Raw genomic sequence first — 23964 nt, 5'->3', positions numbered from 1 at the left:
CACTATGACTAAATCTGAATTAATAGAGAGACTGTGTGCAGAACAAACACATCTATCTGCTAAAGAGATTGAAGACGCAGTAAAAGATATTATAGAACACATGGCAGAGACCCTTGAAAGTGGTGAACGCATCGAAATACGAGGCTTTGGCAGCTTCTCTTTGCACTATCGTGAACCGAGAGTGGGCCGAAACCCTAAGACGGGCGACCAGGTTGAATTAGAGGGCAAATACGTTCCTCACTTTAAACCGGGTAAAGAACTTCGTGAAAGAGTAAACCTCGGTCTGTAATTCCCTGTTTTAATAACAAAGCGATACTGTAATAGTGTCGCTTTTTTGTATATATAAAACCGTAACTTAGTGGGTTTGGATAGGCGTAACATTCTTGCAAATGGAGGATAATATTTTCATGGTGTCATGGGGGGATTTCCTGCATAATCGAGAGATGTTTCTTGTTGTAAAAGGATATTTGAGTGAGAATCCTAAAAATTGCATTAGCATTGGCTCTATTTCTGATTGCTTTGGCGCTTGGCGCTCAAAACCAAGAAGTTGTAACCTTTAATTACCTCATAGCAGAAGGTAATTTCCACCTATCATCGCTAATTGGTGGCGTGTTCGTGGTGGGTTTTGTCATTTCCGGTATTATTTTCGGCTCGATGCAGTTTCGTTCGCAGTTACAAGTGCGCAAACTGAAACGACAACTTAAAAAACTCACTCCAGTGGTCGGGACTAAGCCAAGTTCTCAACTTACTGAAGCAAAAGAATCGTTGAAATAACATAAATTATGCTTCAGTTACTGTTTTTACTTCTTCCGATTGCAGCTGCCTATGGTTGGTACATGGGGCAACGCAGTGCGCGTCAAGAAAGTCAGAGACAGTCTAATCAGATCTCCCGTCAATATGTTCGTGGTCTTAACATGCTGCTTTCTGAGCAATCAGATAAAGCCGTTGATCACTTTATCGAGTTATTACAAATTGACGATGAAACCATTGATACGCACCTAGCCCTCGGTAACCTTTTTCGTTCAAGAGGGGAGGTAGACAGGGCGATCCGTATTCACCAAAGTCTCATTGCTCGTACCGAGCTCACCATAGATCAAAAGAATATAGCCCTTGCTCAATTAGCTCGAGATTACACCGCGTCCGGTTTTCTCGATCGCGCTGAAAAAATATTCGAACAACTGTCGGATGAGCCGGAGCACAAAGAGTTAGCCTTACAGCAGCTAGTTGCTATCTACCAGCAAACCAAAGAGTGGCCCAAGGCGATTCACTACGCGACACTGTTGGTGAAGATGGGCAAACATCGCATGAAGACCAGTATTGCGCATTTTTATTGCGAGCTTGCTTTACACGAGAAAGCCTTTGGTAAGCCTTCAAAATCCATTCAGTACCATAAGAAAGCCTTGTCGGAAGACCCAAAATGCGTGCGGGCAAATATTGCCCTCGGTCGAACCTATCTAGAATCTGAAGAATACGCTAAAGCATCTCAATACCTAGAGGCTGTATTAGAGCAAGATGTTGATTTTATTAGTGAAATACTGCCAAATCTTGCCGATTGTCATTATCACACCGGACAAGAGGAGCGCTTAGTTGAATTCCTACGCAGCTGTACTGAAAAGAAAGCGGGTGTTTCGGTGGATCTGATGTTAGCTCAGGTTGTAGCGCAACATGAAGGTACAGAAGCTGGACAGCGGCTTTTGAGCCATCAATTAGCGAAGAACCCAACAATGAAGGGCTTTTATCGATTAATTGACTACCATATTGCAGAGGCAGAAGAGGGCAGCGCAAAAGAGAGCTTAACAACCCTGCAAGCGATGGTTGGCGAGCAACTCAAGATAAAGCCTCAACATCGCTGTCGTCAATGTGGTTACTCTACTCATGCACTGCATTGGCATTGCCCATCTTGTCGTAGTTGGGGCAAGATAAAGCCTATTCGTGGGCTTGATGGTGAGTAGTTTTTAAAAAACGGCTTTATATATCTGTTTTTCCTAACAATTACGCGCTTTCACAGTTAGAATAAGCGCGTTTTTTCTATGATGCCCAAACGATGGAGACCCCAAATGGACCAAAAAGTTATCGTTGCCTTAGATTACGATAAGAAAGACGACGCGTTGCGTTTTGTTGACCGAATCGATCCTGCTTCTTGTCGCTTAAAAGTAGGCAAAGAGATGTTTACTCTGTTTGGCCCAGAATTCGTTCGTGAGCTTCATAGTCGTGGCTTTTCAGTGTTCCTTGACCTCAAGTTTCATGATATTCCCAATACCTGCTCAAAGGCGGTTAAGGCCGCTGCTGACCTTGGTGTGTGGATGGTAAATGTTCATGCCAGTGGCGGGGAGCGCATGATGACTGCATCTCGTGAAATCCTTGAACCTTACGGTAAAGACCGCCCACTTTTAATTGGTGTTACGGTTTTGACCAGTATGGAGCAATCAGATCTGTCTGGTATTGGCCTTGATGTTGAACCTAAGCAACAGGTGTTTCGCTTGGCAAGCTTGACTAAAAATAGCGGTTTGGACGGCGTAGTATGTTCGGCTCAAGAAGCCAGTTTTCTAAAAACAGAGCTGGGTAAAGAGTTTAAGCTTATTACTCCAGGTATTCGCCCAGCTGGGGCTGCGGTAGGGGATCAGAAGCGTATTATGACCCCAGTCGATGCAATGGCAGCAGGCTCTGATTATCTGGTAATCGGACGTCCAATTACACAAGCTAACGATCCGGCTCAAGTACTGGCTGAAATCAACGCCACCCTATAATAGGTAGTCGGGTTTTACAAAGGCTCACAACTTATTAAGTTGTGAGCCTTTTTTAATGCCTCAAACTGAGTTGCATTGGCGACTTTTACGCTTAATAGGCGGCTGACGGCGTGGCGCTTATCGAACTCGGTCAGCAGTACAAAATCCCTCCGCATGCAATTAGGCTCATATATAAGCTTGGCGTAATGCATAAAATCAGTTGAATATTCCGCCCGTTTACCTAAAAACAAATGTAAGAAAATGATTCATTTCACATATTTTGATATAAATTAATATCAAAAACCCCGTATTTATTGGTCTTTGAGGGAGATCATAAAAGAATATAAAAGGATCGGTCAGACTCTAATCGCACATTCTATATAAGAAAAATAAGAGGTATTTATGTCCGACTCGGCTTTAAAATCACGAAAGGTAACCTGGGGGTGCTACGTAGCACTTGCATTTGCCATCGTGTTCTTCTCAGGGTTAATGAAGTCCACTGAATGGTATGGTGTACTCGATTTCACCACTCTAAATGGCTCATTTGGTAAAGTGGCACATAATGTCACTGAAACAGCGGATGGCGTTCAAGTTGCAACTACATCATTACGTGGTAGTGGTGGCAGTGGCGCTCGTGATGGCTTTATCTTTGCCCTAACCTTAATTCCAACGGTTATGTTTGCGCTGGGTGTTATTAATGTATTGGAGCACTATGGTGCACTTGATGCAGCGCGTAAGTTATTAACCCCATTATTGCGTCCTTTGATGGGTGTACCTGGCAGTTCTGGCTTAGCCTTGATTGCATCACTACAAAGCACCGATGCAGGTGCGGCAATGACGCGTCAGTTAAAAGATGAAAAGCGATTGACCAAACGTGAAGTTGACGTATTTACCATGTTTCAGTTTACCGCAGGCGCAACCATTGTTAACTTTTTCTCTTCTGGCGCAGTGCTGTTTACCCTTACATTGGCAGACGGCTCTTTAGCTGTATCGTCTTCAATTGGTTTGGCCGTTGTAGTTATGTTTGCTTTCAAGTTTGTAGGCGCTAACTTATTCCGTATCTATCTAAATATTACCGAAGGCAAGCCATCATCTGACGATGACAAGAAAGCACAACCTGAACTTCAACAAGGAGCAGCATAATGAGCGAAGTAAAAGCTAGAAACCCAATGGTGACTGATATCTTTGTTGAGGGTGCTAAAAAAGGCTGGGTTATTGCCACCACATCAACGGTACCCAACGTTTTGATGGCATTTGTCATCATTAAGGCGCTACAAATTACCGGCGCCCTTGCTCTTATGGGAACAGTATTCTCGCCAGTTATGGCGCTGTTTAATCTACCAGGAGAGGCGGCAGCGGTATTGATTGGCGCGTGGATGTCTATGGGGGGAGCGGTTGGGGTTGTAATTACGCTATTTGACCAAGGTATTCTAGACGGCTCACACATTGCTATCTTAGCACCTGCCATTTACCTAATGGGTTCGCAAGTTCAATACATGGGGCGTATCTTAGGTCCAATCGGTACTGAAGGTCGTTATATTCCGCCTATGATTGCCATATCAGTTCTGAACGCTTTCGGCGCTATGTTCGTGATGAACTTTTTCGTATAACCGTCACGCTATAGAACTTATCCGGTTCTAAGATGCGCTATTTAGAGAGCTGAGTTGTAATAGACTCAGCTCTTTTTTATAGCGCTTTGGGCGAGAAAACTCAGTGATCAGCTCTGCTGTCGCTGGGATGAATCGCCTAGCCCTGATCTTGAATGTATTTCCTAACAGTTTCAGCACTGGCGTTTCCAACTGAGCAAGCGAAGTAACCATCAGACCAGAATGTTTTCTCCTTCCAGAATTGCCGCTTTAACTTAGGATGCAGTTGCCACACAACTCTAGTTGTGTGTTGCTTAATTCTTCTAACGTGCTGACTTATGGAGTATCGTGGAGAGATAGTCATTAAGATATGTAAATGATCTTGATCTACTTCCATTTGCTCAATTTCGAACTCAGAATTTTGAGAGAGTGACATTAGAGAGTTCTTCATCACCAAGCCTAACCCTCCTTTGAGTAGTTTCTTCCTATATTTAACCACCAAAATGAGATGAATAGCTATTAGAAACTTACAGTGCGAATTTCGTTGATACTCCATACTTGACACCTCCATATGCTGTATTAATATACAGTATATGAAAAAGACGCTTAGATACAATTTCAGGTTAAAACCTAGCCCACAGCAAGAGTTAAAACTCGTCGAGTTTGGCTCATATGCCCGTGGTTTATGGAACTTCCTGTTGTCTGAGAATCAGCGTCAATACGAAGTCGATAAGACATTTTCTTTCTACAATGAAATGGCTTCGAAGATTAAGGAAATTAAGAAGTTGCCTGAGTTTTCATGGGTTAAAGCACTTGACTCAGGGGCGGCACAGCAAGTCGCCAGAGACCTAGACGCAGCGTTAAAAAATGGAACATCAAAGAAGTCCCACCAACACTTCCCAAAGTTTAAGGTTAGCTATCGAGTTAAGAAGCAACACAATGACAGCTACCGCTCAGTAAATAATAACAACTGCATTAGAGTTGAGAACGGCACTATTACTTTGCCAAAAGTTGGGGCTGTTCCTATTGTCTTGCACCGTAAGTTAGTTAGCTCAATTAAAACAGCGACAGTCCAATACCGACACGGGAAGTGGGAGGTTAGCCTCACACAAGAAGTGGTGTGTGACGAAGCGAAGAAGGTACTAAAAAGCATTGCGGGATACGACATCAACTCAAAGCAAACCGTTGTCGGATCTAATGGTTTAACGGTTGATAACCCGAAATACTTAAAACAAGCAAAGCAGAAACTAACTAGATTACAGCGACAGCTTTCTAGAAAAAAGAAAGGTTCTGCTCGCTGGAAGAAAACAAAATCCCGTCTAAATAATCTTCACGGTTCAATCGCTAGAAAACGAATGGACTTCGCACATAAAACCGCTCATCGGATAGCCAACGAAAGCGATATTGTAGTGTTTGAAGACCTAAATGTGGCGGGTATGCAAAAATTCAACGGCAGGATGATTGCTGACAACATCATGGGGCTTATATCTGACTTAGCGAAATACAAAATTGAGCTGAGAGGTGGTATACATCATGAGATTGGTCGGTTTGAACGCACAACGGGTGTGTGCTCACACTGCGGTCAACATCATAGATTGAGGTTGAAAGACAGACATTTCACCTGCATTAGTTGCGGCACTTTTAGTGATCGAGACTATTCCTCTGCAATAGCAGTACAACGGATAGGTGAATCTGATTTAATGGCGAATGGAACTGTCGTCAGGTTGACTAGATCAACCAGCACTCAGCAGAAATCAGGCGTTAAAACGAAAGTCTTTGCATTGGCAAAGTTGTCTTTGGGAGCTGAGGAAACAGAAAAGGCAGTTTGCTTAACTGCCTTAGAAGCTCAGTGATCAGCTATGCTGTCGCTGAGTAGTTCACTTAGCTTAGTTTATTAGTGCTGGCACACCACTGTGAAACTTAAATTCGCTATCCTTGCTTAAGATAAGCTTTGCTTCTTGCTGGGCAAAAAATTCTACGCGCGGCTGGATATCTATCTCTGAGATTTGCTGTGCAAGGGCTAGGTAGTCTTGGTAATGCCTTGATTCAGAACGCAGCAGCGATACGTAAAAATTGGCAATCTCATCGTCCATAAAAGGAGCGAGCGCTGCAAAGCGTTCACACGATCTTGCCTCAATAAATGCGCCAATAATGAGTTTATCAATCAGAGTCTGTGGTTCATAGGTACGTACATGGGTCAATAATCCTTTGGCGTAGCGCCCAGCACTGATTGGATGGTATTCAATATTACGGCGGGTCATGATCTCCAGCACCTGATAAAAGTGGTGCAGCTCCTCTTTGATAAGTAGCACCATTTTGTCGATCAAGCTCTGCGAATAAGGGGAGTTTGATTTGGCGATAATAGCCTTGGAGATATTACTCTTGCCCTTGAGTGAGTCCAGATTACCTATCCCACGATAAGCAAAGTCTTCATATGGCTGAAACCAGGCTAAGAGCTGCTGTTTACTCTCACCATCAGCGGCATATTTTCTAATAAGGTACATAGCAGATTGCGCAGCTTTCAGCTCACACAACAAATGGTCAATAAGCACTGTTGACAGTTGTTGTGGTTTTTGGGCCTCATCAAGCCAGGCCTGCGGGGTTTCACAGTTAAGAAACTGTTTGATTGGGGTCAAGAGTGATTGATACATGTAACTGAATTCAATAGTAAATAATAGCTAGCCTAACCAAAACTATGCTTGGTGTCAGCTATTGAATATGTGGTTGTTGTTTAAATATCATCAATATATTTGGTTATATAAGTAAAACTTCTGTCTAATTTTTTCAAATAGCGTTATAACTATTCATCATATAAAACGTAATGGATGACAAAGAGCGGCATGAAGCTACAACAACTAAAATACATTGTTGAGGTGGTGAATCATAACCTTAACGTATCTGCGACCGCAGAGAGTTTGTATACCTCACAACCGGGTATCAGCAAGCAAGTTCGATTGCTCGAAGATGAACTTGGTATTCAAGTGTTTGAGCGAAGCGGAAAGCACCTGACGCAAGTTACCCCAGCAGGTGATGAGATTATTAAAATTTCTCGTGAGATCCTTGCACGAGTAGAATCAGTGAAGGCAGTAGCCGCTGAGCATACCCATCCTGATATGGGTACGCTGAATATTACGACGACTCACACCCAAGCACGCTATGCACTTCCTGATGTCATTAAAGGCTTTACTAAGCGTTACCCTAATGTTTCATTGCACATGCATCAAGGGGCACCATCTCAGATGTCGCAAGCCATCGCTAAAGGGACGGCAAACTTTGCTATAGCAACCGAAGCACTTCACCTGTATCACGATGCCATCATGCTACCTTGCTATCATTGGAATCGGTCCATCGTTGTGCCTAAAGATCATCCATTAGCGCAAAAGTCCCATGTAAGCATTACCGATCTTGCCGCCTATCAATTGGTGACGTATGTGTTCGGTTTTACGGGGAGTTCCGAGCTTGACGCGGCATTTAACAAAGCGGGCTTGTCTCCGAAAATTGTATTTACCGCCACTGATGCTGACGTAATTAAAACCTATGTTCGAATGGGCATCGGGGTCGGTGTTATTGCGAGTATGGCGATTGATAAAGAGCAGGACTCAGATTTAGTTGCTATTGATGCCAGCCATATTTTTGGTGCCAGCACGACCAGTATTGGTTTTAGACGTGGAACCTTCCTGCGCAGTTATATGTTTGATTTTGTTGAGCGATTCGCCCCGCATCTAACACGTCCGGTGGTAGAGCAAGCTATTGCGTTAAAGAACAATCAAGAAATTGAAGAGATGTTTAAGGATATAGAGTTACCGATCAGATAACGTTTGTCGGTACTTAACAATACCATGCGAAAGAGCTTTGCTACCTTAGATAACCTTTTGCGCCAGTATCAACACTATTGGCGCTTTGAGCCGTTTCATGAGAGTCGAGACGGACTATCGCGATTTCAGTCCGATAGTAGCGGATTATTTGTTTGGCTGAACCAGCTAGATCTGCAGCAGGTGCAGCAACTAAAGCTCAACCCTTGTGAGCTTATCGATAAACTTGCAGCCTATATTGAGTGCTGTGAGCAGTTGACGGATCTGTGTGATATTCCCCCAACCCAATCGCAACAGCTAAAACTTGATGTGCACCAAGCAAGTGGTATCCCGGGGCGAAAGCTAAGCCAAATCGAGGCTATGGGCTCGGCGGCAGTCAGTCATCATCAAGGGCAATACTGGTTAGAATGGTGCGCGGGTAAAGGTTTCTTAGGCCGGATGCTCGCCGCAGGCACCCAACAATCTGTCACCAGCTTTGAATGGCAACATGCTCTGTGCCATAAGGGACAACATGAAGCGAATAAGCTCAACTTACCGCTGAACTTCGTTCAAGGGGACGCATTTTGTTGTGACAAACACCATTTATTTTCGCCACCGCTACACGCGGTAGCACTGCACGCTTGCGGTGACTTGCATGTAGAGCTAATGAAGCAAGGTAGCCGAGCACAAATAGCAAACCTATCTATTGCCCCTTGCTGTTACCACCTTATTCGGGATGATAGCTATCAACCGCTATCTGATTTAGGGCGGTTATCGAGTTTACATTTATCCAAGAGCGAGCTGCGTATTCCGTTGCAAGAAACGGTGACGGGCGGTGAGCGTGTACTGCGCCACAGGCAATTGGAAATGGTGTATCGACTTGGTTTAGATGAGCTACTCACGTCCCTTACCAAGACGCAGCACTATCAACCGATCCCCAGTATTAAGAAGTCTCAGCTGCAACATGGCTTTGAGGCATTTTGTCATTGGGCAGCGAAAACCAAAGGTTTTGATCTCCCGTTGGCAGAGTGGGATAAATTTGAGCAAATGGGTCAAGCACGGTTTTTGGAAATGGAGCGATTAAGCTTAGTGCAGCAAGTGTTCTTGAGACCCCTTGAAATGTGGCTAGTGTTTGATAAAGCCTTATTTTTACAAGAGCAAGGTTATGCTGTCAGCTTAAGTCAGTTTTGCGATAAAAAAATAACGCCGCGCAATATATTAATACAGGCGGCGTTGCTGGATGAAGTGAAAACCTAGCGATTTACTATGGCAATTGCCTGCGCAGGATCGACATATTCAAGATTAAAGTTCTGCGCAACTTCTTTGCACGTCACCATACCATGAATAACGTTAAGGCCATTTAGGAAGCCTTGGTCTTCATTTAGTGCTTGCTGATACCCCTTGTCTGCCAATTTCAAGATATAGGGCAGGGTAGCGTTATTGAGCGCGTAAGTTGAGGTGCGTGCAACCGCACCTGGCATGTTTGCCACGCAATAATGGACGACATCATCAACGATATAGATAGGCTCGGCGTGGGTGGTCGCGTGCGAGGTTTCAAAGCAACCACCTTGGTCGATAGCCACATCGACTATAGCGGCGCCACTTTTCATCGCCTTAATATGTTCTTTGGTCACTAATTTAGGGGCTGCGGCTCCTGGAATAAGCACCGCACCAATAACAAGATCAGCCTCTGTTACATGGCGAGAGAGCGCTTCTTCGGTGGAATAAACCATTTTTGCACGCCCTTGAAACTCTTCATCTAGTGCGCGTAGGGCTTGCAGGCTTCGGTCAAGAATCGTGACATCCGCACGCATACCAACCGCCATACGAGCAGCATTAGAGCCAACTACGCCACCACCAATAACAACCTTGGCTGGCTCAACGCCGGGAACACCACCAAGCAGTAATCCGCGTCCGCCATTGGATTTCTCAAGGGCTTGTGCGCCGGCTTGAATTGCCATACGACCAGCAACTTCAGACATAGGTGCAAGCAACGGAAGTTGATTTAAGTGATCTGTAACTGTTTCATAAGCAATACAAATGGCTTTACTATTGATTAGTTCCTCTGTTTGTGGAAAATCAGGAGCTAAGTGTAAATAAGTAAACAGTATTTGCCCTTGGCGAAGCATAGCTCGTTCGATTGCTTGAGGCTCTTTGACCTTAACAATCATTTCTGCCTGAGCAAAAACTTCGGCAGCAGTTGGAAGAATGGATGCACCTGCGGCGATATAATCTTCATCGCGGAAACCTATACCTGATCCGGCTTGGGTTTCAACTATGACTTGGTGTCCGTGTGAGATGACTTCTCTGACACTGGCTGGAACCATACCAACGCGGTATTCGTGGTTCTTAATTTCCTTAGGGATGCCAACGATCATTCTGACTCCTTATTTTTTTATAGTTATTGATTCTAGGGTATTGCGTTTATCACGAAATTAATGACTAGTATAAGCTGTTTTAACTAAAATTTGATGCTAAATATGCTATAAATGTAGTGTATATTGTTGCAAGGAAGTGAATAAATGGAGCAAAACCATGCTAGAAGTAAATAAGCCGTCCAAGGAGTTGGACCGTATAGACAGAAATATCTTAAATGAGCTACAAAAAGATGGGCGCATTTCAAATGTAGAGCTGTCCAAACGTGTCGGTCTATCTCCAACCCCTTGTTTAGAAAGGGTTCGCCGTCTTGAGCGTCAAGGCTATATCCTTGGATATACAGCCCAACTTAACCCACAATATCTTGATGCATCACTGCTCGTTTTTGTAGAAATCACCCTTAACCGTGGTGCACCGGACGTATTTGAACAGTTCAATACCGCAGTTCAAAAACTTGACGATATCCAAGAATGCCACCTTGTTTCTGGCGACTTTGACTATCTTTTAAAGACCCGCGTATCGGATATGGGGGCGTACCGCAAATTGCTAGGTGATACGCTTCTGCGACTGCCGGGAGTGAATGACACTCGTACCTATGTGGTTATGGAAGAGGTCAAACAGAGCAACCAGTTGGTTATTAAAACTCGTTAATTCTATGTTTGACAGAGGTTTGACTTGGGTTTTTACCTCTGCATGTGTTTAAATGAATTTTTCTTGGGCGGCAATGGCCGCTCTTGTTGTATCTGCGCACAATGGATATGTTGAAAAGAAACTCCAAAATTCGAACTATAGTTCACACTTCACCCTCTAAAACTAACCCGCAATTGAACGGGGGCCAACGTTTGAGAGAAGGGTGCTTTATTGTAGGTGTCTTACTAGCCGTATTGATGGCTGTAGCCCTATTAACCTTTAGCCAAGCCGATCCTTCCTGGTCTCAGACTGCGTGGGGTGGGGAAGTGCAAAATGCCGGTGGTTTATTTGGCGCATGGATTGCGGACACTTTGCTGTTCTCTTTCGGTGTACTTGCCTATGTGTTGCCGCCTGCGCTGATATTGCTCACTTGGACGACCTTCCGCAAGCGTAGACCACATGAAACGGTGGACTTTATGCTATGGGGTACTCGTCTGCTGGGCGGTGCTTTCTTGATTGTCACAAGCTGTGGTTTAGCGGATATCAACTTTGATGATATCTGGTACTTTTCGTCCGGTGGTGTCATCGGTGACGTGATCACAAGCTTGGCACTTCCGACACTTAATCCTTTAGGGACAACTCTGGCACTCCTATTTTTGTGGGGCGCAGCGTTTACCTTATTTACAGGGATTTCTTGGTTGTCGATTGTTGAGTCTATCGGTCAATCGACCATGGAGCTGCTGGCCAAGATGTTAAACTTTGTTCGTGGTAACAAAGAACAAGTGATTGAGCCAACCCGCTTAGATGATCAAAACCTTGTATATGCGGATACGACGCTAGATAGTGATGTCAAATCCGATGCAGATAGCGATGATCCGTTGTTACGTGACTTCTCTGTATCAAATGCTGCTCTTGATTCTGCCTCCAAGGAGGAAGAAGAGTATAAAATATACGTTCCTAACGATGTGCAGACACAACAAAACGTGGCGTTTGATCGCACCAATAATCTGAACGCTCCAATTCAGCAACTTGAGCAAGATGCACAATTGGCGAACGATTATGTAGCAAGCGATGAACCTGCTGTTCATCAAGCCCAGATTGAAACTGCGCCCGCGCACATTGAACCGCAACCAGCGCCAGTTGCATCTTCAACATCTGAGCCAGCAGCAGTTGATCCGCTATTTGATGCACCGAATATTACTGAACCTTTGGTTGCCGCAACAACAGTGGCCAGTGCACCAGTGGCGCCGGTAGTACCAGCGCCAATTGTTACCCATGATTCAATTTCAATACCGGCTGAATCACAATCTGACGAAAAAGAGTTCACTTTTGATATCGAAGATGAGGTCAAGCCAGAGCCAGTAATTAGCATGGATCTGGTAGATGATGAATCTGTATCAAAATCAACTCAGTCGGTTACGATGCCGCAGCCTGAAATTGAGCCGATGCTTGTTGAGCCTGCCGCTGAGGTTGAGCAGCCAGTGCAAGTTGCAGTCGAGCCACAACCACAGCCTGAAGCACAACAACCAATACCTGAAGCTGGAATTATCGTAGCAGATGCACCTCAAGCTATGCCAGAGCAAGCTATGCCGCAACAAGTGGCGCCACAGCCTACTGCTGAACCAATTGCCGAACAAGGCACTGAGGAAGCTGAGGAAGAAGGCGTTGCTTCAGAAGCGGTGCCAGCTCAACCAAATAGCGATGCAGCTGCATTTGCAGCTGAAGTGGCTAAGGTTCAAGCGCGTAATCAAGCATCACAGAATCCATTCTTGATACGACAAGATGCTGATCTACCAAAACCAACCAGCCCAATGCCAACCTTGGAATTGTTATATCATCCTGAAAAGCGTGAGAATAATATCGATAGGGAAGCGCTGCAAAATATTGCTCGCCTAGTTGAATCAAAACTGGCGGACTACAAAATCAAAGCTACCGTCGTGGGTATATTCCCAGGGCCAGTAATTACTCGCTTTGAGTTGGATCTTGCCCCAGGAGTTAAGGTATCGCGTATCTCGGGCCTATCTATGGACCTAGCGCGCTCTTTATCTGCTTTGGCAGTGCGCGTTGTTGAGGTAATACCGGGTAAACCATATGTTGGCCTTGAACTGCCTAATATGTCGCGCGAAACCGTGTATCTATCGGATGTAATCAGTAGTCCAACATTTACTGAAAATCCATCACCGACAGCGGTTGTGCTAGGGCAAGATATTGCTGGTGATGCTGTGGTAGGCGATCTGTCAAAAATGCCACACGTATTGGTAGCAGGGACCACAGGCTCGGGTAAATCTGTGGGTGTAAACGTTATGATTCTGAGTATGTTGTATAAATCAACACCAGATGATGTACGTTTCATCATGATTGACCCTAAGATGTTAGAGCTGTCTATCTACGAAGGTATCCCGCACCTACTGTCAGAGGTTGTGACAGATATGAAGGATGCGTCTAATGCCCTGCGTTGGTGTGTGGGTGAGATGGAGCGTCGCTACAAACTTATGTCTGCACTTGGGGTGCGTAACCTTAAAGGCTTCAACGACAAGCTTAAGATGGCAGCGGATGCAGGTTACCCTATTCCTGATCCTCTATGGCAGCCAGGCGATAGTATGGACCAAGAAGCCCCGCTTCTGGAAAAATTGCCATATATCGTAGTTGTGGTGGATGAATTCGCTGACCTGATTATGGTAGTTGGTAAGAAGGTTGAAGAACTTATCGCGCGTATTGCTCAAAAAGCACGTGCGGCCGGTATCCACCTGATCCTTGCAACTCAACGCCCATCGGTAGACGTTATTACCGGACTTATTAAAGCCAATATCCCAACGCGTGTTGCATTCACCGTTTCGACTAAAACTGACTCAAGAACAATCTTAGATCAAAGTGGGGCAGAATCACTGTTAGGTATGGGTGATATGTTGTATTTACCACCAGGCTCAAGCCATACTACTCGTGTACATGGCGCATTTGCATCCGATGATGATGTACATGCAGTCGTTAATGATTGGAAAGCGCGCGGCAAACCGCAGTATATCGAGGCAATTACTAAAGCGGATCAATCTGCTGACACTTTACTGCCGGGAGAAAAACCAGACGGTGACCAGGACATTGATCCACTATTTGATCAGGTTGTTGAGCACGTTACAGAGACTCGCCGTGGCTCAGTATCGGGTGTACAGCGCCGTTTTAAAATTGGTTATAACCGTGCGGCGCGCATTGTTGAGCAGCTTGAAGCTCAGGGTATTGTTAGTGCACCAGGTCATAATGGTAATCGTGAAGTTATTGCACCACCACCAATTAAAGATATGTAGGTATCCAATATAATGAACAAGATTTTCGTTGCCTTATTGGCATTGGTATCAGTAAACGTCTGGGCATCAGCCCAAGACGTTTTGGTTACTCGGTTGGCAAAGACCGACGGTTTTAGTGCTAATTTTGCGCAAACTGTAGTGAGTCCAGACAACGAAGTCCTTATGCAAGGGACGGGTAAGGTTGAAATTGCACGACCTAGCTTGTTCCGTTGGACCACTGAAAAGCCCGATGAGAACATCTTAGTCTCAGATGGTAAAACGCTATGGTACTACACGCCATTTGTTGAGCAGGTCAGTATTTACTGGCAGCAACAAGCGACAGAGCAAACCCCTTTTGTGCTACTTACTCGCAATCAAGCTAGCGATTGGGATAAGTATAACGTTATACAAAATGATGACAGCTTTACGCTCACTCCAACGGATCCAAATAGTACCCAAGGGCAGTTTCAGATAGATATCAACGCCGCAGGAACCATCGCAGGTTTTGATGTGATTGAACAAGATGGTCAACGCTCTAAGTTTACCTTTAATCACTATAAGAATGAGGTTCCGGCCAAATCACGGTTTGTATTTGAGATCCCAAATGGCGTTGAGGTTGACGATCAACGCAACTAGAGCAGGGCGCTTGCTATGAGTAATTATCAGTTAGATTTCTCATCAGGGGATGATTTTCGTCCATTAGCGGCCAGGATGAGACCTCGTACTCTAGAAGAATATATCGGTCAGCAACACGTTTTACATCCCGATAAACCTCTTGCAAGATCGCTCCGTTCAGGTCAGCTGCACTCCATGATCTTATGGGGACCACCAGGCACGGGGAAAACAACCCTTGCTGAGGTTGCCGCAGGCTATGCCAATGCCAAGGTAGAGCGCGTATCTGCTGTCACCTCAGGGGTAAAAGAGATCCGTGCGGCGATAGAGAAAGCAAAAGACAATCAATTAATGGGTTCTCGCACCATTTTGTTTGTGGATGAGGTGCATCGCTTTAATAAAAGCCAGCAAGATGCATTTTTGCCACATATCGAAGATGGTACGGTGACCTTTATCGGTGCGACCACTGAAAACCCTTCCTTTGAGTTAAATAACGCACTGTTATCAAGGGCTCGGGTATATAAACTTCAGTCCCTTGATGGACAAGATATCCTAGAGGTTATTCATCAAGCTTTACGTGATAAAGAGCGCGGACTAGGGCAACTTCAAGCCAACTTTATAGATGAAAGTGACAAGCGCTTAGCAGAGCTTGTAAGCGGCGATGCGCGAATGGCTCTCAATTATCTTGAGCTGCTATTTGATATGGCGGTCGAGAAAGATGGGATCAAGCAGATAGACCTTGAGCTTCTGGCTCAAGTGGCGGGTGAAAAAGTCGCTCGTTTCGATAACAAAGGCGATATTTGGTATGACTTGATATCAGCGGTTCATAAGTCTATTCGCGGCTCTAGCCCCGATGGTGCACTGTACTGGAGTGCTAGAATGCTCAGTGCTGGTTGTGACCCACTGTATATTGCTCGTCGTCTGTTGGCTATCGCTTCTGAAGATATTGGCAATGCAGACCCTAGAGCGATGGAAGTTGCGATTAATGCATGGGACTGTTTTACCCGTATTGGTCCTGCCGAAGGAGAGCGTGCTTTGGCTCAAGCGGTGGTATATTTAGCATGTGCGCCGAAAAGTAACGCAGTATATACCGCGTGGAAACAGGCACTAGATGATGCCAAGCAAACCTCTGATTTAGAGGTGCCGCATCATCTGCGTAACGCACCGACTCAGTTGATGCAAGATTTAGGCTATGGCGCTGAGTATAGATACGCCCATGATGAACCGGGAGCCTATGCCGCCGGAGAGTGTTATTTCCCTCCTGAACTGGAGTCTCGTCGCTACTACTATCCTCAAAATCGAGGATTAGAGACAAAAATTGCTGAAAAGCTAAACTATCTCGACTCTTTAGACCAAAAAAGCACGCAAAAGCGCTACAAAAAATAGTGTTTTTTCGATATCTTTAGCACTCAATTTATCTCTTGAGCCTAAACGGCTTAAGAATTCACTAACCACTCGCAGGATTAGCAATGCTAGATTCTAAATTATTTCGTACAGAGCTGGACGAAACAGCAGCAAAACTAGCGCGTCGCGGATTTATCCTAGACGTTGATACCATTCGTCAACTTGAAGAACAACGTAAATCCATTCAGGTTGAAGTTGAAAACTTGCAATCCACGCGTAACTCCATCTCCAAGCAAATCGGCCAAAAAATGGCAGCTGGTGATAAAGCGGGTGCGGAAGAGATCAAGAAACAGATTGGCACTCTAGGTGCAGATCTGGATGCGAAGAAAATTGAGCTTGTTCAAGTTCAATCTAAGCTTGAAGACATTACCCTGTCTGTTCCAAACCTACCTGATGCAGAAGTACCAGATGGTAAAAACGAAGACGATAACGTTGAAGTATCTCGTTGGGGTACTCCGAAGCAGTATGACTTTGAGGTAAAAGACCACGTTGATCTTGGTGAGCTAGCGGGCGGACTTGATTTTGCTTCAGCAACTAAGATTACTGGTGCGCGTTTTATCGTGATGAAGGGGCAGTTTGCTCGACTTCACCGCGCTATTGCCCAGTTTATGTTGGATCTGCACACCGATAAGCATGGCTATACAGAAATGTATGTCCCTTACCTTGTGAATGCAGATAGCCTATATGGTACAGGTCAGCTTCCAAAATTTGGTGAAGACCTATTCCATACTGAGCCTCTAACTGAAAAAGTAAATGACGAAGAGCCTCGTAAACTATCACTGATCCCAACTGCAGAAGTGCCTGTGACCAATATGGTTCGTGACACTATTACAGAAGAAGCTGATCTGCCGCTTAAAATGACGGCGCATACACCTTGTTTCCGCTCTGAAGCGGGTTCATATGGTCGTGATACTCGTGGTCTTATTCGTATGCACCAATTTGATAAGGTTGAATTGGTACAAATCACAAAACCAGAAGACTCAATGAATGCACTGGAAGAGCTTACCGGTCATGCCGAAAAGGTATTACAGCTATTAGAGCTTCCATATCGTAAGGTTGTGTTATGTACTGGTGATATGGGCTTTGGGGCTCGTAAAACCTATGACTTAGAAGTTTGGGTTCCAGCGCAAGAAACCTACCGTGAGATCTCTTCTTGCTCAAACATGTGGGACTTCCAAGCTCGTCGTATGCAAGCTCGTTTCCGTCGTAAAGGTGAGAAGAAACCAGAGTTGGCACACACGCTAAATGGTTCTGGTCTAGCTGTAGGTCGTACCATGGTTGCTATCTTGGAAAACAACCAATTGGCCGATGGCCGCGTTGAAATCCCAACTGTACTTCAGCCTTATATGGGCGGTTTAACTCACCTAGGTTAATCCGATAGTGCAATGATAAAAGCCGACCTTAGGGTCGGTTTTTTTATGTGTAGAATAATGCCTAGAAACACTTGGAATTCATAGCCTTAGGATGTATAACATCTAGGTAACTATTTTATTACAGGATGTTCTCATGGAAGAGAAGAAACAAGGATTGGAGTACTTTAGCACTCCGCAAAAGCTATTCGTTGGTTATACGCTGGCAATTTTAGTGGATTTAACGGTACTTAACCTGCTGGAGGAGTATTGGCATTACGTCAACATTTCTTCATTTACGGTATCCCTTGGCGCCGCTATCTTGTTACAGCTGCTACTTAAGCTTTCTATTGGGTTAGAACATAGATTAGCCGCCTATTTTAAAACCAAACCGGGCACCGCACCTAAGATATATCGCGGGGTGAGTACCTATATTATTTTAGTGGGCTCTAAGTTTGTGATGCTTGGCGCAATCGATGTGGTATTTGGGGATGCAGTATCATTTTCTGGGCCTTGGAACGGGATTATGGCGTTCTTTGTCGTAGTGTTTGTCATCTTGATAGCAGAAACCATAGTCGGCAAGATTTATCGAGCCCTTGGTGACGATTAATAGGATAGCCCTGCCAAGCAGGGCTTTTTTTAGGCTCATCGTGCGATATAAGGCGTTACAACGGTGGGTGAGTCGCGTCGTTAAGTGCTGTGTGTCACTGTAAATTGAAACATTCCGGTTTTTGCAGTGCGCTATCTATTGCATCTATGAGCTGCGCCAGTTCATCATGCTTGATGATATAAGGCGGCATCATGTATATCAGTCGGCCAAATGGTCGAATCCATACCCCTTGTTTAACAAAGTGTGCTTGGATAGCTTCCATATTTACAGTGTGATGGGTTTCAACAACCCCAATCGCGCCGAGATAGCGTATGTCCTTTACCATGGCATGCTGTCGCAGCTTAGGTAGCGCCTTCGCAAAATGACGCTCGATGCTGGCTACCTGTTCTTGCCATTGCCCTGTTTGCAAAATACTAAGACTGGCGTTAGCAACAGAACAAGCCAAAGGGTTGCCCATAAAAGTCGGACCGTGCATAAAACATTTAGCTTCCCCTGCACATACCGTATCCGCAACGGATTTGCTGGTAAGGGTGGCCGAGAGCGTCATATAGCCACCGGTTAGGGCTTTACCCACGCACAGTATATCGGGCTCAATGTCAGCATGTTGCAACGCAAACATCTTTCCAGTTCGACCAAAGCCTGTTGCTATTTCATCGGCAATCAATAACACCCCATATTTGTCACACAGTGCACGCACCGCCTTTAAATAATTGGGATGATACAGTTTCATGCCTCCAGCGCCCTGCACAATCGGCTCTAGAATAACCGCCGCGATCTGCTGATGGTGACGCTGTAGTGCGCTTTGAAATGGCTTGATGTCATCGTCGTGCCATGTATCGAAAAAGCCAATCGTAGGCGATTCTACAAAAATGTGTTCAGGCAGAAAGCCTTTATATAGGGAATGCATGGAATTATCGGGGTCGGTAACCGACATGGCGGCAAAGGTGTCTCCGTGATAACCGTGTTTAAGGGTAAGAAACTTTGAGCGAGGCTCACCTAAAGAGTGCCAATACTGCAATGCCATCTTGAGGCTTACTTCGACCGCTACAGAGCCTGAATCGGCTAAAAAAATATGCTGTAAATTATCAGGGACAAGCTCAAGGAGCTTCTTACCTAGGTCAATGGCTGGCTGGTGGGTGAGACCTCCAAACATAATATGGGACATGCTATCGATTTGCTGGTGTGCAGCTTGATTCAGCTGTGGGTTAGAGTAGCCATGAATTGCGGCCCACCATGAAGACATCCCATCGATAAGCTGTGTATCGTCTTGCAGCGTAATATGGACACCAGATGCGGACTTCACCCCATAACAAGTAAGTGGCGACAAGGTAGAGGTGTATGGGTGCCAAAGGTGTTGTTTATCAAACGATAAATCCATATTTGTTTGATTTGTGTGCATTAGTAAACTTTTATGGTTTTGATTTGTTGACAGTGTACCTATTGCCGATAGACTAGCCAAGTGATCAAATCAGGTAAAGGAGCACTTAAGTGCAAATACGTCACGATTGGACCATTGATGAGGTTCAACAATTATTAGCCCAACCCTTCATGGATCTTGTGTTTCAAGCGCAAACTATCCACCGTCAATTTCAACAGCCTAACTATGTTCAAGTCAGCACCTTGCTATCAATTAAAACCGGTGCGTGTCCTGAAGACTGCAAATATTGTCCACAAAGTGCTCATTACCGTACCGATGTTGATAAAGAGCGTTTGATGGAGGTTGAAAAGGTTTTAGAAGCTGCACAAAAAGCCAAACAATCAGGCTCAACGCGCTTTTGTATGGGAGCTGCATGGAAGAACCCAAAGTCCCGAGATATGCCGCTATTGACTGACATGATTAAAGGCGTGAAGTCGCTGGGTCTTGAAACCTGCATGACCTTAGGTATGTTGACCCCGGCACAAGCCAATGAGCTGTCACAAGCAGGGCTTGATTACTACAACCACAACCTTGATACGTCACCAGAATACTACGGCAATATCATCACCACCCGAACCTATCAAGACCGTTTAGATACCCTGGCCCATGTACGCGATTCTGGGATGAAGATCTGCTCTGGTGGAATTATTGGTATGGGCGAAGGATTGGCCGATCGCGCTGGGTTATTGTCAGAGCTGGCTAACTTGCCGGTACACCCTGAGAGCGTGCCTATTAATATGCTAGTCAAGGTTAAGGGGACGCCGCTAGAAGAGGCGCAAGATGTGGAGCCGTTCGAGTTCATTAAACTGATTGCGGCAGCTCGTATCATGATGCCTGAGTCTGCGGTTCGCTTATCGGCTGGTCGTGAGAAAATGAATGAGCAGATGCAAGCATTGTGCTTCTTAGCAGGGGCTAATTCGGTATTTTACGGTTGCAAACTGTTGACCACACCTAACCCAGATGAAGACAGTGATATGCAGCTGTTTAAAAAGTTAGGTATTAATAGCCAAGCGGTTTCTCAAAAGCCCGATCAGGTTCAGGAAAGCGACTTACTAGACCAAGTAATTGAGCGTGTTGCGGCACGTCCAACCGCGGATGATCTATTTTACGATGCCAGCGTTTAAACAACGAATCGCAGAGCAGATTAAGCGGCGACAAGCATTAGGTTTAGAACGTAAGGTTGAAGCTATCGACGCTGGAAATCGTAGTCAGCTTCACCATCAACAGCAGTCGTTTAATAACTTTTCCAGTAACGATTACCTCGGCTTGGCAGCAGATAAAGGGCTAATAAGTTGTTGGCAGCAGAATCTGGCGCGTTATGGCTGTGGGAGCGCAGCTTCACCACTGGTAGTAGGGCAGAGTTACGCGCACCTTAACCTGCAACAAGCGTTGTGTGATTGGTTAGATTACCCGGCCGCAGTATTATTCAATTCAGGATTTAGTGCCAATCAAGCGCTACTTTTTGCTCTACTTGAAGAGGGCGATACTGTTATCCAAGATAAGCTCAATCACGCCTCGTTGATAGAAGCAGGGATGCTAAGTAGTGCGAATATGCGCCGTTATCCCCACAACGATATGTCTCATCTCTCCCGGGTGTTAGGCAAAGTTGAAAGCAGTTTAGTGGTCACCGAAGGGGTGTTCAGTATGGATGGCGACATGTCGCCACTGGCAGATATTGCGTCGCTCTCCAATCTGCACAACGCTTGGTTGATGGTCGATGATGCGCATGGTATCGGTGTTTTAGGGGAGCAAGGCCGTGGAAGCTGCCACCTAGCGGGCATTCGACCACAAATACTGGTGGTTACCTTTGGCAAAGCATTAGGTATTTCTGGGGCGGCGATATTATGTGACACACAAACAGCTGATTATCTAAATAATTTTGCGCGTCACTTCGTTTATTCAACGGCTATGCCGCCGGCGCAGGCCGCAACCCTAACTCACGCCATTGATATGGTGCGCAAACAGCAATGGCGCAGAGATAAACTGCATGAGCTTCAAGACTATTTTGATAAAAATATGTCTCAGGTAGAGGGGTTTGTTCAAACCCATACCCCGATAAAGCCCTTACTTATCGGTCGCAGTGATCAGGCGCTCAATCTGGCTCAATGTTTGCGAGATCGCGGGCAGTGGGTTACCGCAATACGCCCACCAACTGTACCTACCAATATGGCAAGAATTCGTATTACCCTCAGTGCAAGCCATTCGACAAATCAACTCTCTGAACTCGTTAGTGCACTGCACGCCACACTACTAACTACGGAGAATGCGAAGTGAGTATCATGCAACACCCGAGCAAGTTGAATATTGCTCAAGCTTTTGGAAAAGCCGCTTCTCAATATGACAAACATGCCCAGTTTCAGCGAGATGTGGTAGAGCGGCTTATGGATGTACTGCCAAATGATCTTAAGGGTATTAAGGCGCTCGATGTGGGATGCGGCACAGGGTACTTTGCACAAAGGTTGCTTGAGCGAGGCGCCAAAGTAACCTGTTTAGATATTTCTTCGGCTATGCTTGAGCAAGCCAAATTGCGTCTAGACAGTAAGGCCCACTATCAGCTAGGAGATGCGCAAAGTATTCCATTTTCAGATAACAGCTTTGATTTAGTGGTGTCGAGTTTGGCGTTGCAGTGGTGTGATACCTTAAATGCCCCTCTACATGAGATGCAACGCGTCTGCGCGACAGGCGGGAAAGTGGTATTTTCAACCTTGGCCGAAGGGAGCCTTATCGAACTTAAACAAGCGTGGTATGCGGTTAATAAACAACGACATATAAACACTTTTCTTACCAAAAAGCAGATAAAAATTGCGCTTGCTCAATCGGGAGCATCACGCTATCGCGTAGACTTTCCCGTAGTGACGCTATGGTATCCCACTGCTTTGCAGTTAATGCGAGATCTTAAGGGAATTGGTGCAAACCAAGTCTCAGGTAGAAGTCCAGGACTGACGAAACCTAGGGTTTTGCAACAGGTTGATGCTCACTATCAAGCTATGCATCAACAGGGACAACAAATACCGGCGACGTATCAAGTATGTTTAGGGATTATTTATCAATGAATCAAACAATTTTTATTGCCGGTACCGATACAGATGTAGGGAAAACGGTCGTATCAAGAGCGCTGCTCCAAGCGTTCAATGGGCGCGGAATATCAACCATCGGCTATAAACCTGTTGCGGCAGGAGCTGAGCCTACCGAACAAGGTCTGCGCAATAGCGATGCACTTTATCTCCAGCAAGCGGCAAGTACCAAACTCGATTATAAGCAGGTTAATCCTGTTGTGTTAACCGCTCCTGCATCGCCACATATAGCGGCAAAACTCGACGCCACAGTGATTGATTGCGAGGTATTAAGCAAGCAATTAGCGCATCATCAACAGGCTGCAGACTTGGTTTTAGTTGAAGGTGCGGGTGGATGGTATGTGCCTATCTCAGATGAAGACTTTCTGTCGTCTTGGGTAGTGACAGAGAAACTGCCAGTGGTGTTAGTGGTTGGTGTTAAGCTGGGTTGCTTGAATCACGCAATGTTAACTGCGCAAGCGATAAAAAATGATGGCCTACAACTCATTGGCTGGGTGGCTAACCGAGTAAACCCTTTTGAAGAGCATTATCGAGAGATTATTACCTTTCTAGAACAAAATATTGATGCCCCAAAGATAGCCGAAATCCCGTATGTAGCCGGGGCCTTGAAAAAGGACCTGAGCCAATATATTGATTTAGACACTATTATCTAATCAGTGGTTATTGAGCGAGTATGGCGCGGAGTAAATTCTGCGCCATTTTTGTATCGATACCGTATATGTTCGATATTGCATTAGTGGGTCTGTTCGACGCCTTCTTGAAATTGGGCAATTCGCTGTTGCAGTTTTTTGGTATCTTGGTCTTCAAATCCGAGTTGTTTTCGGGCTTCTTCTTCACTGAGCCCTAAATGATATTGGAGTAAATCTAGTGCCATCTGATGAGTGTTCTGTGACATAACAAGTTTCCTTACATAGTTATTTTAATTAGGAGTTAAAGCTAGGTTGACTGTTGGGTGATCGCAAAAGAACAAAAATCACTCAAACTCCCTCATTACTTTTTAAACCATTTCTTTGATTTTAAGCAAGTGTTAATCGCAATTAAATTCAAAGTTGCAAGCTCACCTCTAATTTTGTTGCAATTTGTTACGGGTCTTGAGTTTTGTTTAACTGCC

Annotated in this window: 24 protein-coding genes; 19 read left to right on the top strand and 5 right to left on the bottom strand. The window is 45.1% G+C overall.

Translation table 11 applies throughout. The annotated features are described in order from the left end of the window. Positions 1 to 4: 4 nt before the first annotated feature. The 6 genes from ihfB (at position 5) to OCU28_RS07115 (ending at position 4336) form a co-directional block, all read left to right on the top strand. Entirely contained in the window at positions 5 to 289 is a 285-nt protein-coding gene (ihfB, locus tag OCU28_RS07140) for an integration host factor subunit beta (RefSeq protein WP_261815525.1), read from the top strand. 182 nt (positions 290 to 471) lie between these two features. Continuing rightward, entirely contained in the window at positions 472 to 774 is a 303-nt protein-coding gene (locus OCU28_RS07135; protein WP_261815524.1) for a LapA family protein, read from the top strand. 8 nt (positions 775 to 782) lie between these two features. Then, the gene (lapB, locus tag OCU28_RS07130; protein WP_261815523.1) at positions 783 to 1952 is read left to right on the top strand and encodes a lipopolysaccharide assembly protein LapB; all 1170 of its coding nucleotides are present in this window, start codon (positions 783 to 785) and stop codon (positions 1950 to 1952) included. Between the two features lie 105 nt (positions 1953 to 2057). Further along, the gene (pyrF, locus tag OCU28_RS07125) at positions 2058 to 2747 is read left to right on the top strand and encodes an orotidine-5'-phosphate decarboxylase (protein WP_261815522.1); all 690 of its coding nucleotides are present in this window, start codon (positions 2058 to 2060) and stop codon (positions 2745 to 2747) included. Between the two features lie 381 nt (positions 2748 to 3128). Further along, the gene (locus tag OCU28_RS07120; protein ID WP_261815521.1) at positions 3129 to 3869 is read left to right on the top strand and encodes a nucleoside recognition domain-containing protein; all 741 of its coding nucleotides are present in this window, start codon (positions 3129 to 3131) and stop codon (positions 3867 to 3869) included. Further along, positions 3869 to 4336: a YjiG family protein gene (locus OCU28_RS07115; RefSeq protein ID WP_261815520.1), complete on the top strand. Its 468-nt coding sequence runs from the start codon at positions 3869 to 3871 to the stop codon at positions 4334 to 4336. The genes OCU28_RS07120 and OCU28_RS07115 overlap by 1 nt, the downstream gene beginning before the upstream one ends. A 136-nt stretch (positions 4337 to 4472) precedes the next feature. On the opposite strand, the gene tnpA is transcribed toward OCU28_RS07115, so the two are convergent. After that, positions 4473 to 4868 carry an IS200/IS605 family transposase gene (gene tnpA, locus OCU28_RS07110; protein ID WP_261815519.1) on the bottom strand — a complete coding sequence of 132 codons (396 nt, stop codon included), beginning with the start codon at positions 4866 to 4868 and terminating at the stop codon, positions 4473 to 4475. Between the two features lie 37 nt (positions 4869 to 4905). Here tnpA and OCU28_RS07105 point away from each other — a divergent pair, with 37 nt between their 5' ends. Continuing rightward, positions 4906 to 6165 (top strand): RNA-guided endonuclease InsQ/TnpB family protein, encoded by a 1260-nt coding sequence (locus OCU28_RS07105; RefSeq protein ID WP_261815518.1) that lies wholly within the window; start codon positions 4906 to 4908, stop codon positions 6163 to 6165. Positions 6166 to 6198: 33 nt separating this feature from the next. Here OCU28_RS07105 and miaE read toward each other — a convergent pair whose 3' ends face one another. Beyond that, positions 6199 to 6963 carry a tRNA isopentenyl-2-thiomethyl-A-37 hydroxylase MiaE gene (gene miaE / locus OCU28_RS07100; protein WP_261815517.1) on the bottom strand — a complete coding sequence of 255 codons (765 nt, stop codon included), beginning with the start codon at positions 6961 to 6963 and terminating at the stop codon, positions 6199 to 6201. Positions 6964 to 7152: 189 nt separating this feature from the next. Between miaE and cysB the strand changes: the two genes are divergently transcribed. Beyond that, complete coding sequence (gene cysB, locus OCU28_RS07095) at positions 7153 to 8127, top strand: HTH-type transcriptional regulator CysB (protein WP_261815516.1); 975 nt, start codon at positions 7153 to 7155, stop codon at positions 8125 to 8127. A gap of 24 nt (positions 8128 to 8151) precedes the next feature. After that, positions 8152 to 9360, top strand: coding sequence for an SAM-dependent methyltransferase (locus OCU28_RS07090; RefSeq protein WP_261817457.1), 1209 nt, complete (start codon positions 8152 to 8154; stop codon positions 9358 to 9360). Here the strand turns inward: OCU28_RS07090 and ald are convergent. Then, complete coding sequence (gene ald, locus OCU28_RS07085) at positions 9357 to 10481, bottom strand: alanine dehydrogenase (RefSeq protein WP_261815515.1); 1125 nt, start codon at positions 10479 to 10481, stop codon at positions 9357 to 9359. The two genes, OCU28_RS07090 and ald, sit on opposite strands and share 4 nt — an antisense overlap. A gap of 157 nt (positions 10482 to 10638) precedes the next feature. On the opposite strand from ald, the gene lrp reads away from it, so the two are divergent. The 6 genes from lrp (at position 10639) to OCU28_RS07055 (ending at position 18362) form a co-directional block, all read left to right on the top strand. After that, the gene (lrp, locus tag OCU28_RS07080) at positions 10639 to 11130 is read left to right on the top strand and encodes a leucine-responsive transcriptional regulator Lrp (RefSeq protein ID WP_261815514.1); all 492 of its coding nucleotides are present in this window, start codon (positions 10639 to 10641) and stop codon (positions 11128 to 11130) included. A 107-nt stretch (positions 11131 to 11237) separates the two neighbouring features. Next, positions 11238 to 14408 (top strand): DNA translocase FtsK, encoded by a 3171-nt coding sequence (locus OCU28_RS07075; RefSeq protein ID WP_261815513.1) that lies wholly within the window; start codon positions 11238 to 11240, stop codon positions 14406 to 14408. 12 nt (positions 14409 to 14420) lie between these two features. Further along, on the top strand, positions 14421 to 15023 hold the full coding sequence (lolA, locus tag OCU28_RS07070; RefSeq protein WP_261815512.1) for an outer membrane lipoprotein chaperone LolA: 603 nt from the start codon (positions 14421 to 14423) through the stop codon (positions 15021 to 15023). Between the two features lie 15 nt (positions 15024 to 15038). Further along, positions 15039 to 16385 (top strand): replication-associated recombination protein A, encoded by a 1347-nt coding sequence (locus OCU28_RS07065; protein ID WP_261815511.1) that lies wholly within the window; start codon positions 15039 to 15041, stop codon positions 16383 to 16385. Positions 16386 to 16468: 83 nt separating this feature from the next. Further along, on the top strand, positions 16469 to 17776 hold the full coding sequence (serS, locus tag OCU28_RS07060; protein ID WP_261815510.1) for a serine--tRNA ligase: 1308 nt from the start codon (positions 16469 to 16471) through the stop codon (positions 17774 to 17776). A gap of 133 nt (positions 17777 to 17909) precedes the next feature. Beyond that, a complete protein-coding gene (locus OCU28_RS07055; protein ID WP_261815509.1) occupies positions 17910 to 18362 on the top strand; it encodes a hypothetical protein in 453 nt (150 codons plus the stop codon). Positions 18363 to 18456: 94 nt separating this feature from the next. Here OCU28_RS07055 and bioA read toward each other — a convergent pair whose 3' ends face one another. Next, a complete protein-coding gene (bioA, locus tag OCU28_RS07050) occupies positions 18457 to 19740 on the bottom strand; it encodes an adenosylmethionine--8-amino-7-oxononanoate transaminase (RefSeq protein WP_261817456.1) in 1284 nt (427 codons plus the stop codon). Positions 19741 to 19850: 110 nt separating this feature from the next. Here bioA and bioB point away from each other — a divergent pair, with 110 nt between their 5' ends. The 4 genes from bioB to bioD are packed head-to-tail and all read left to right on the top strand — an operon-like array spanning position 19851 to position 23506. After that, positions 19851 to 20903, top strand: coding sequence for a biotin synthase BioB (bioB, locus tag OCU28_RS07045; RefSeq protein ID WP_261815508.1), 1053 nt, complete (start codon positions 19851 to 19853; stop codon positions 20901 to 20903). After that, entirely contained in the window at positions 20890 to 22053 is a 1164-nt protein-coding gene (bioF, locus tag OCU28_RS07040) for an 8-amino-7-oxononanoate synthase (RefSeq protein ID WP_261815507.1), read from the top strand. The genes bioB and bioF overlap by 14 nt, the downstream gene beginning before the upstream one ends. A 5-nt stretch (positions 22054 to 22058) precedes the next feature. Further along, complete coding sequence (gene bioC, locus OCU28_RS07035; RefSeq protein WP_261817455.1) at positions 22059 to 22832, top strand: malonyl-ACP O-methyltransferase BioC; 774 nt, start codon at positions 22059 to 22061, stop codon at positions 22830 to 22832. Beyond that, a complete protein-coding gene (gene bioD / locus OCU28_RS07030; protein ID WP_261815506.1) occupies positions 22829 to 23506 on the top strand; it encodes a dethiobiotin synthase in 678 nt (225 codons plus the stop codon). The genes bioC and bioD overlap by 4 nt, the downstream gene beginning before the upstream one ends. Before the next feature lie 80 nt (positions 23507 to 23586). Here bioD and OCU28_RS07025 read toward each other — a convergent pair whose 3' ends face one another. Next, positions 23587 to 23748 carry a hypothetical protein gene (locus OCU28_RS07025; protein WP_261815505.1) on the bottom strand — a complete coding sequence of 54 codons (162 nt, stop codon included), beginning with the start codon at positions 23746 to 23748 and terminating at the stop codon, positions 23587 to 23589. Positions 23749 to 23964 lie beyond the last annotated feature (216 nt).

The sequence above is a fragment of the Vibrio gallicus genome (genome assembly GCF_024346875.1).
Classification (GTDB): Bacteria; Pseudomonadota; Gammaproteobacteria; order Enterobacterales; family Vibrionaceae; genus Vibrio; species Vibrio gallicus.
This window is presented reverse-complemented; position numbering and strand designations above follow the sequence as displayed.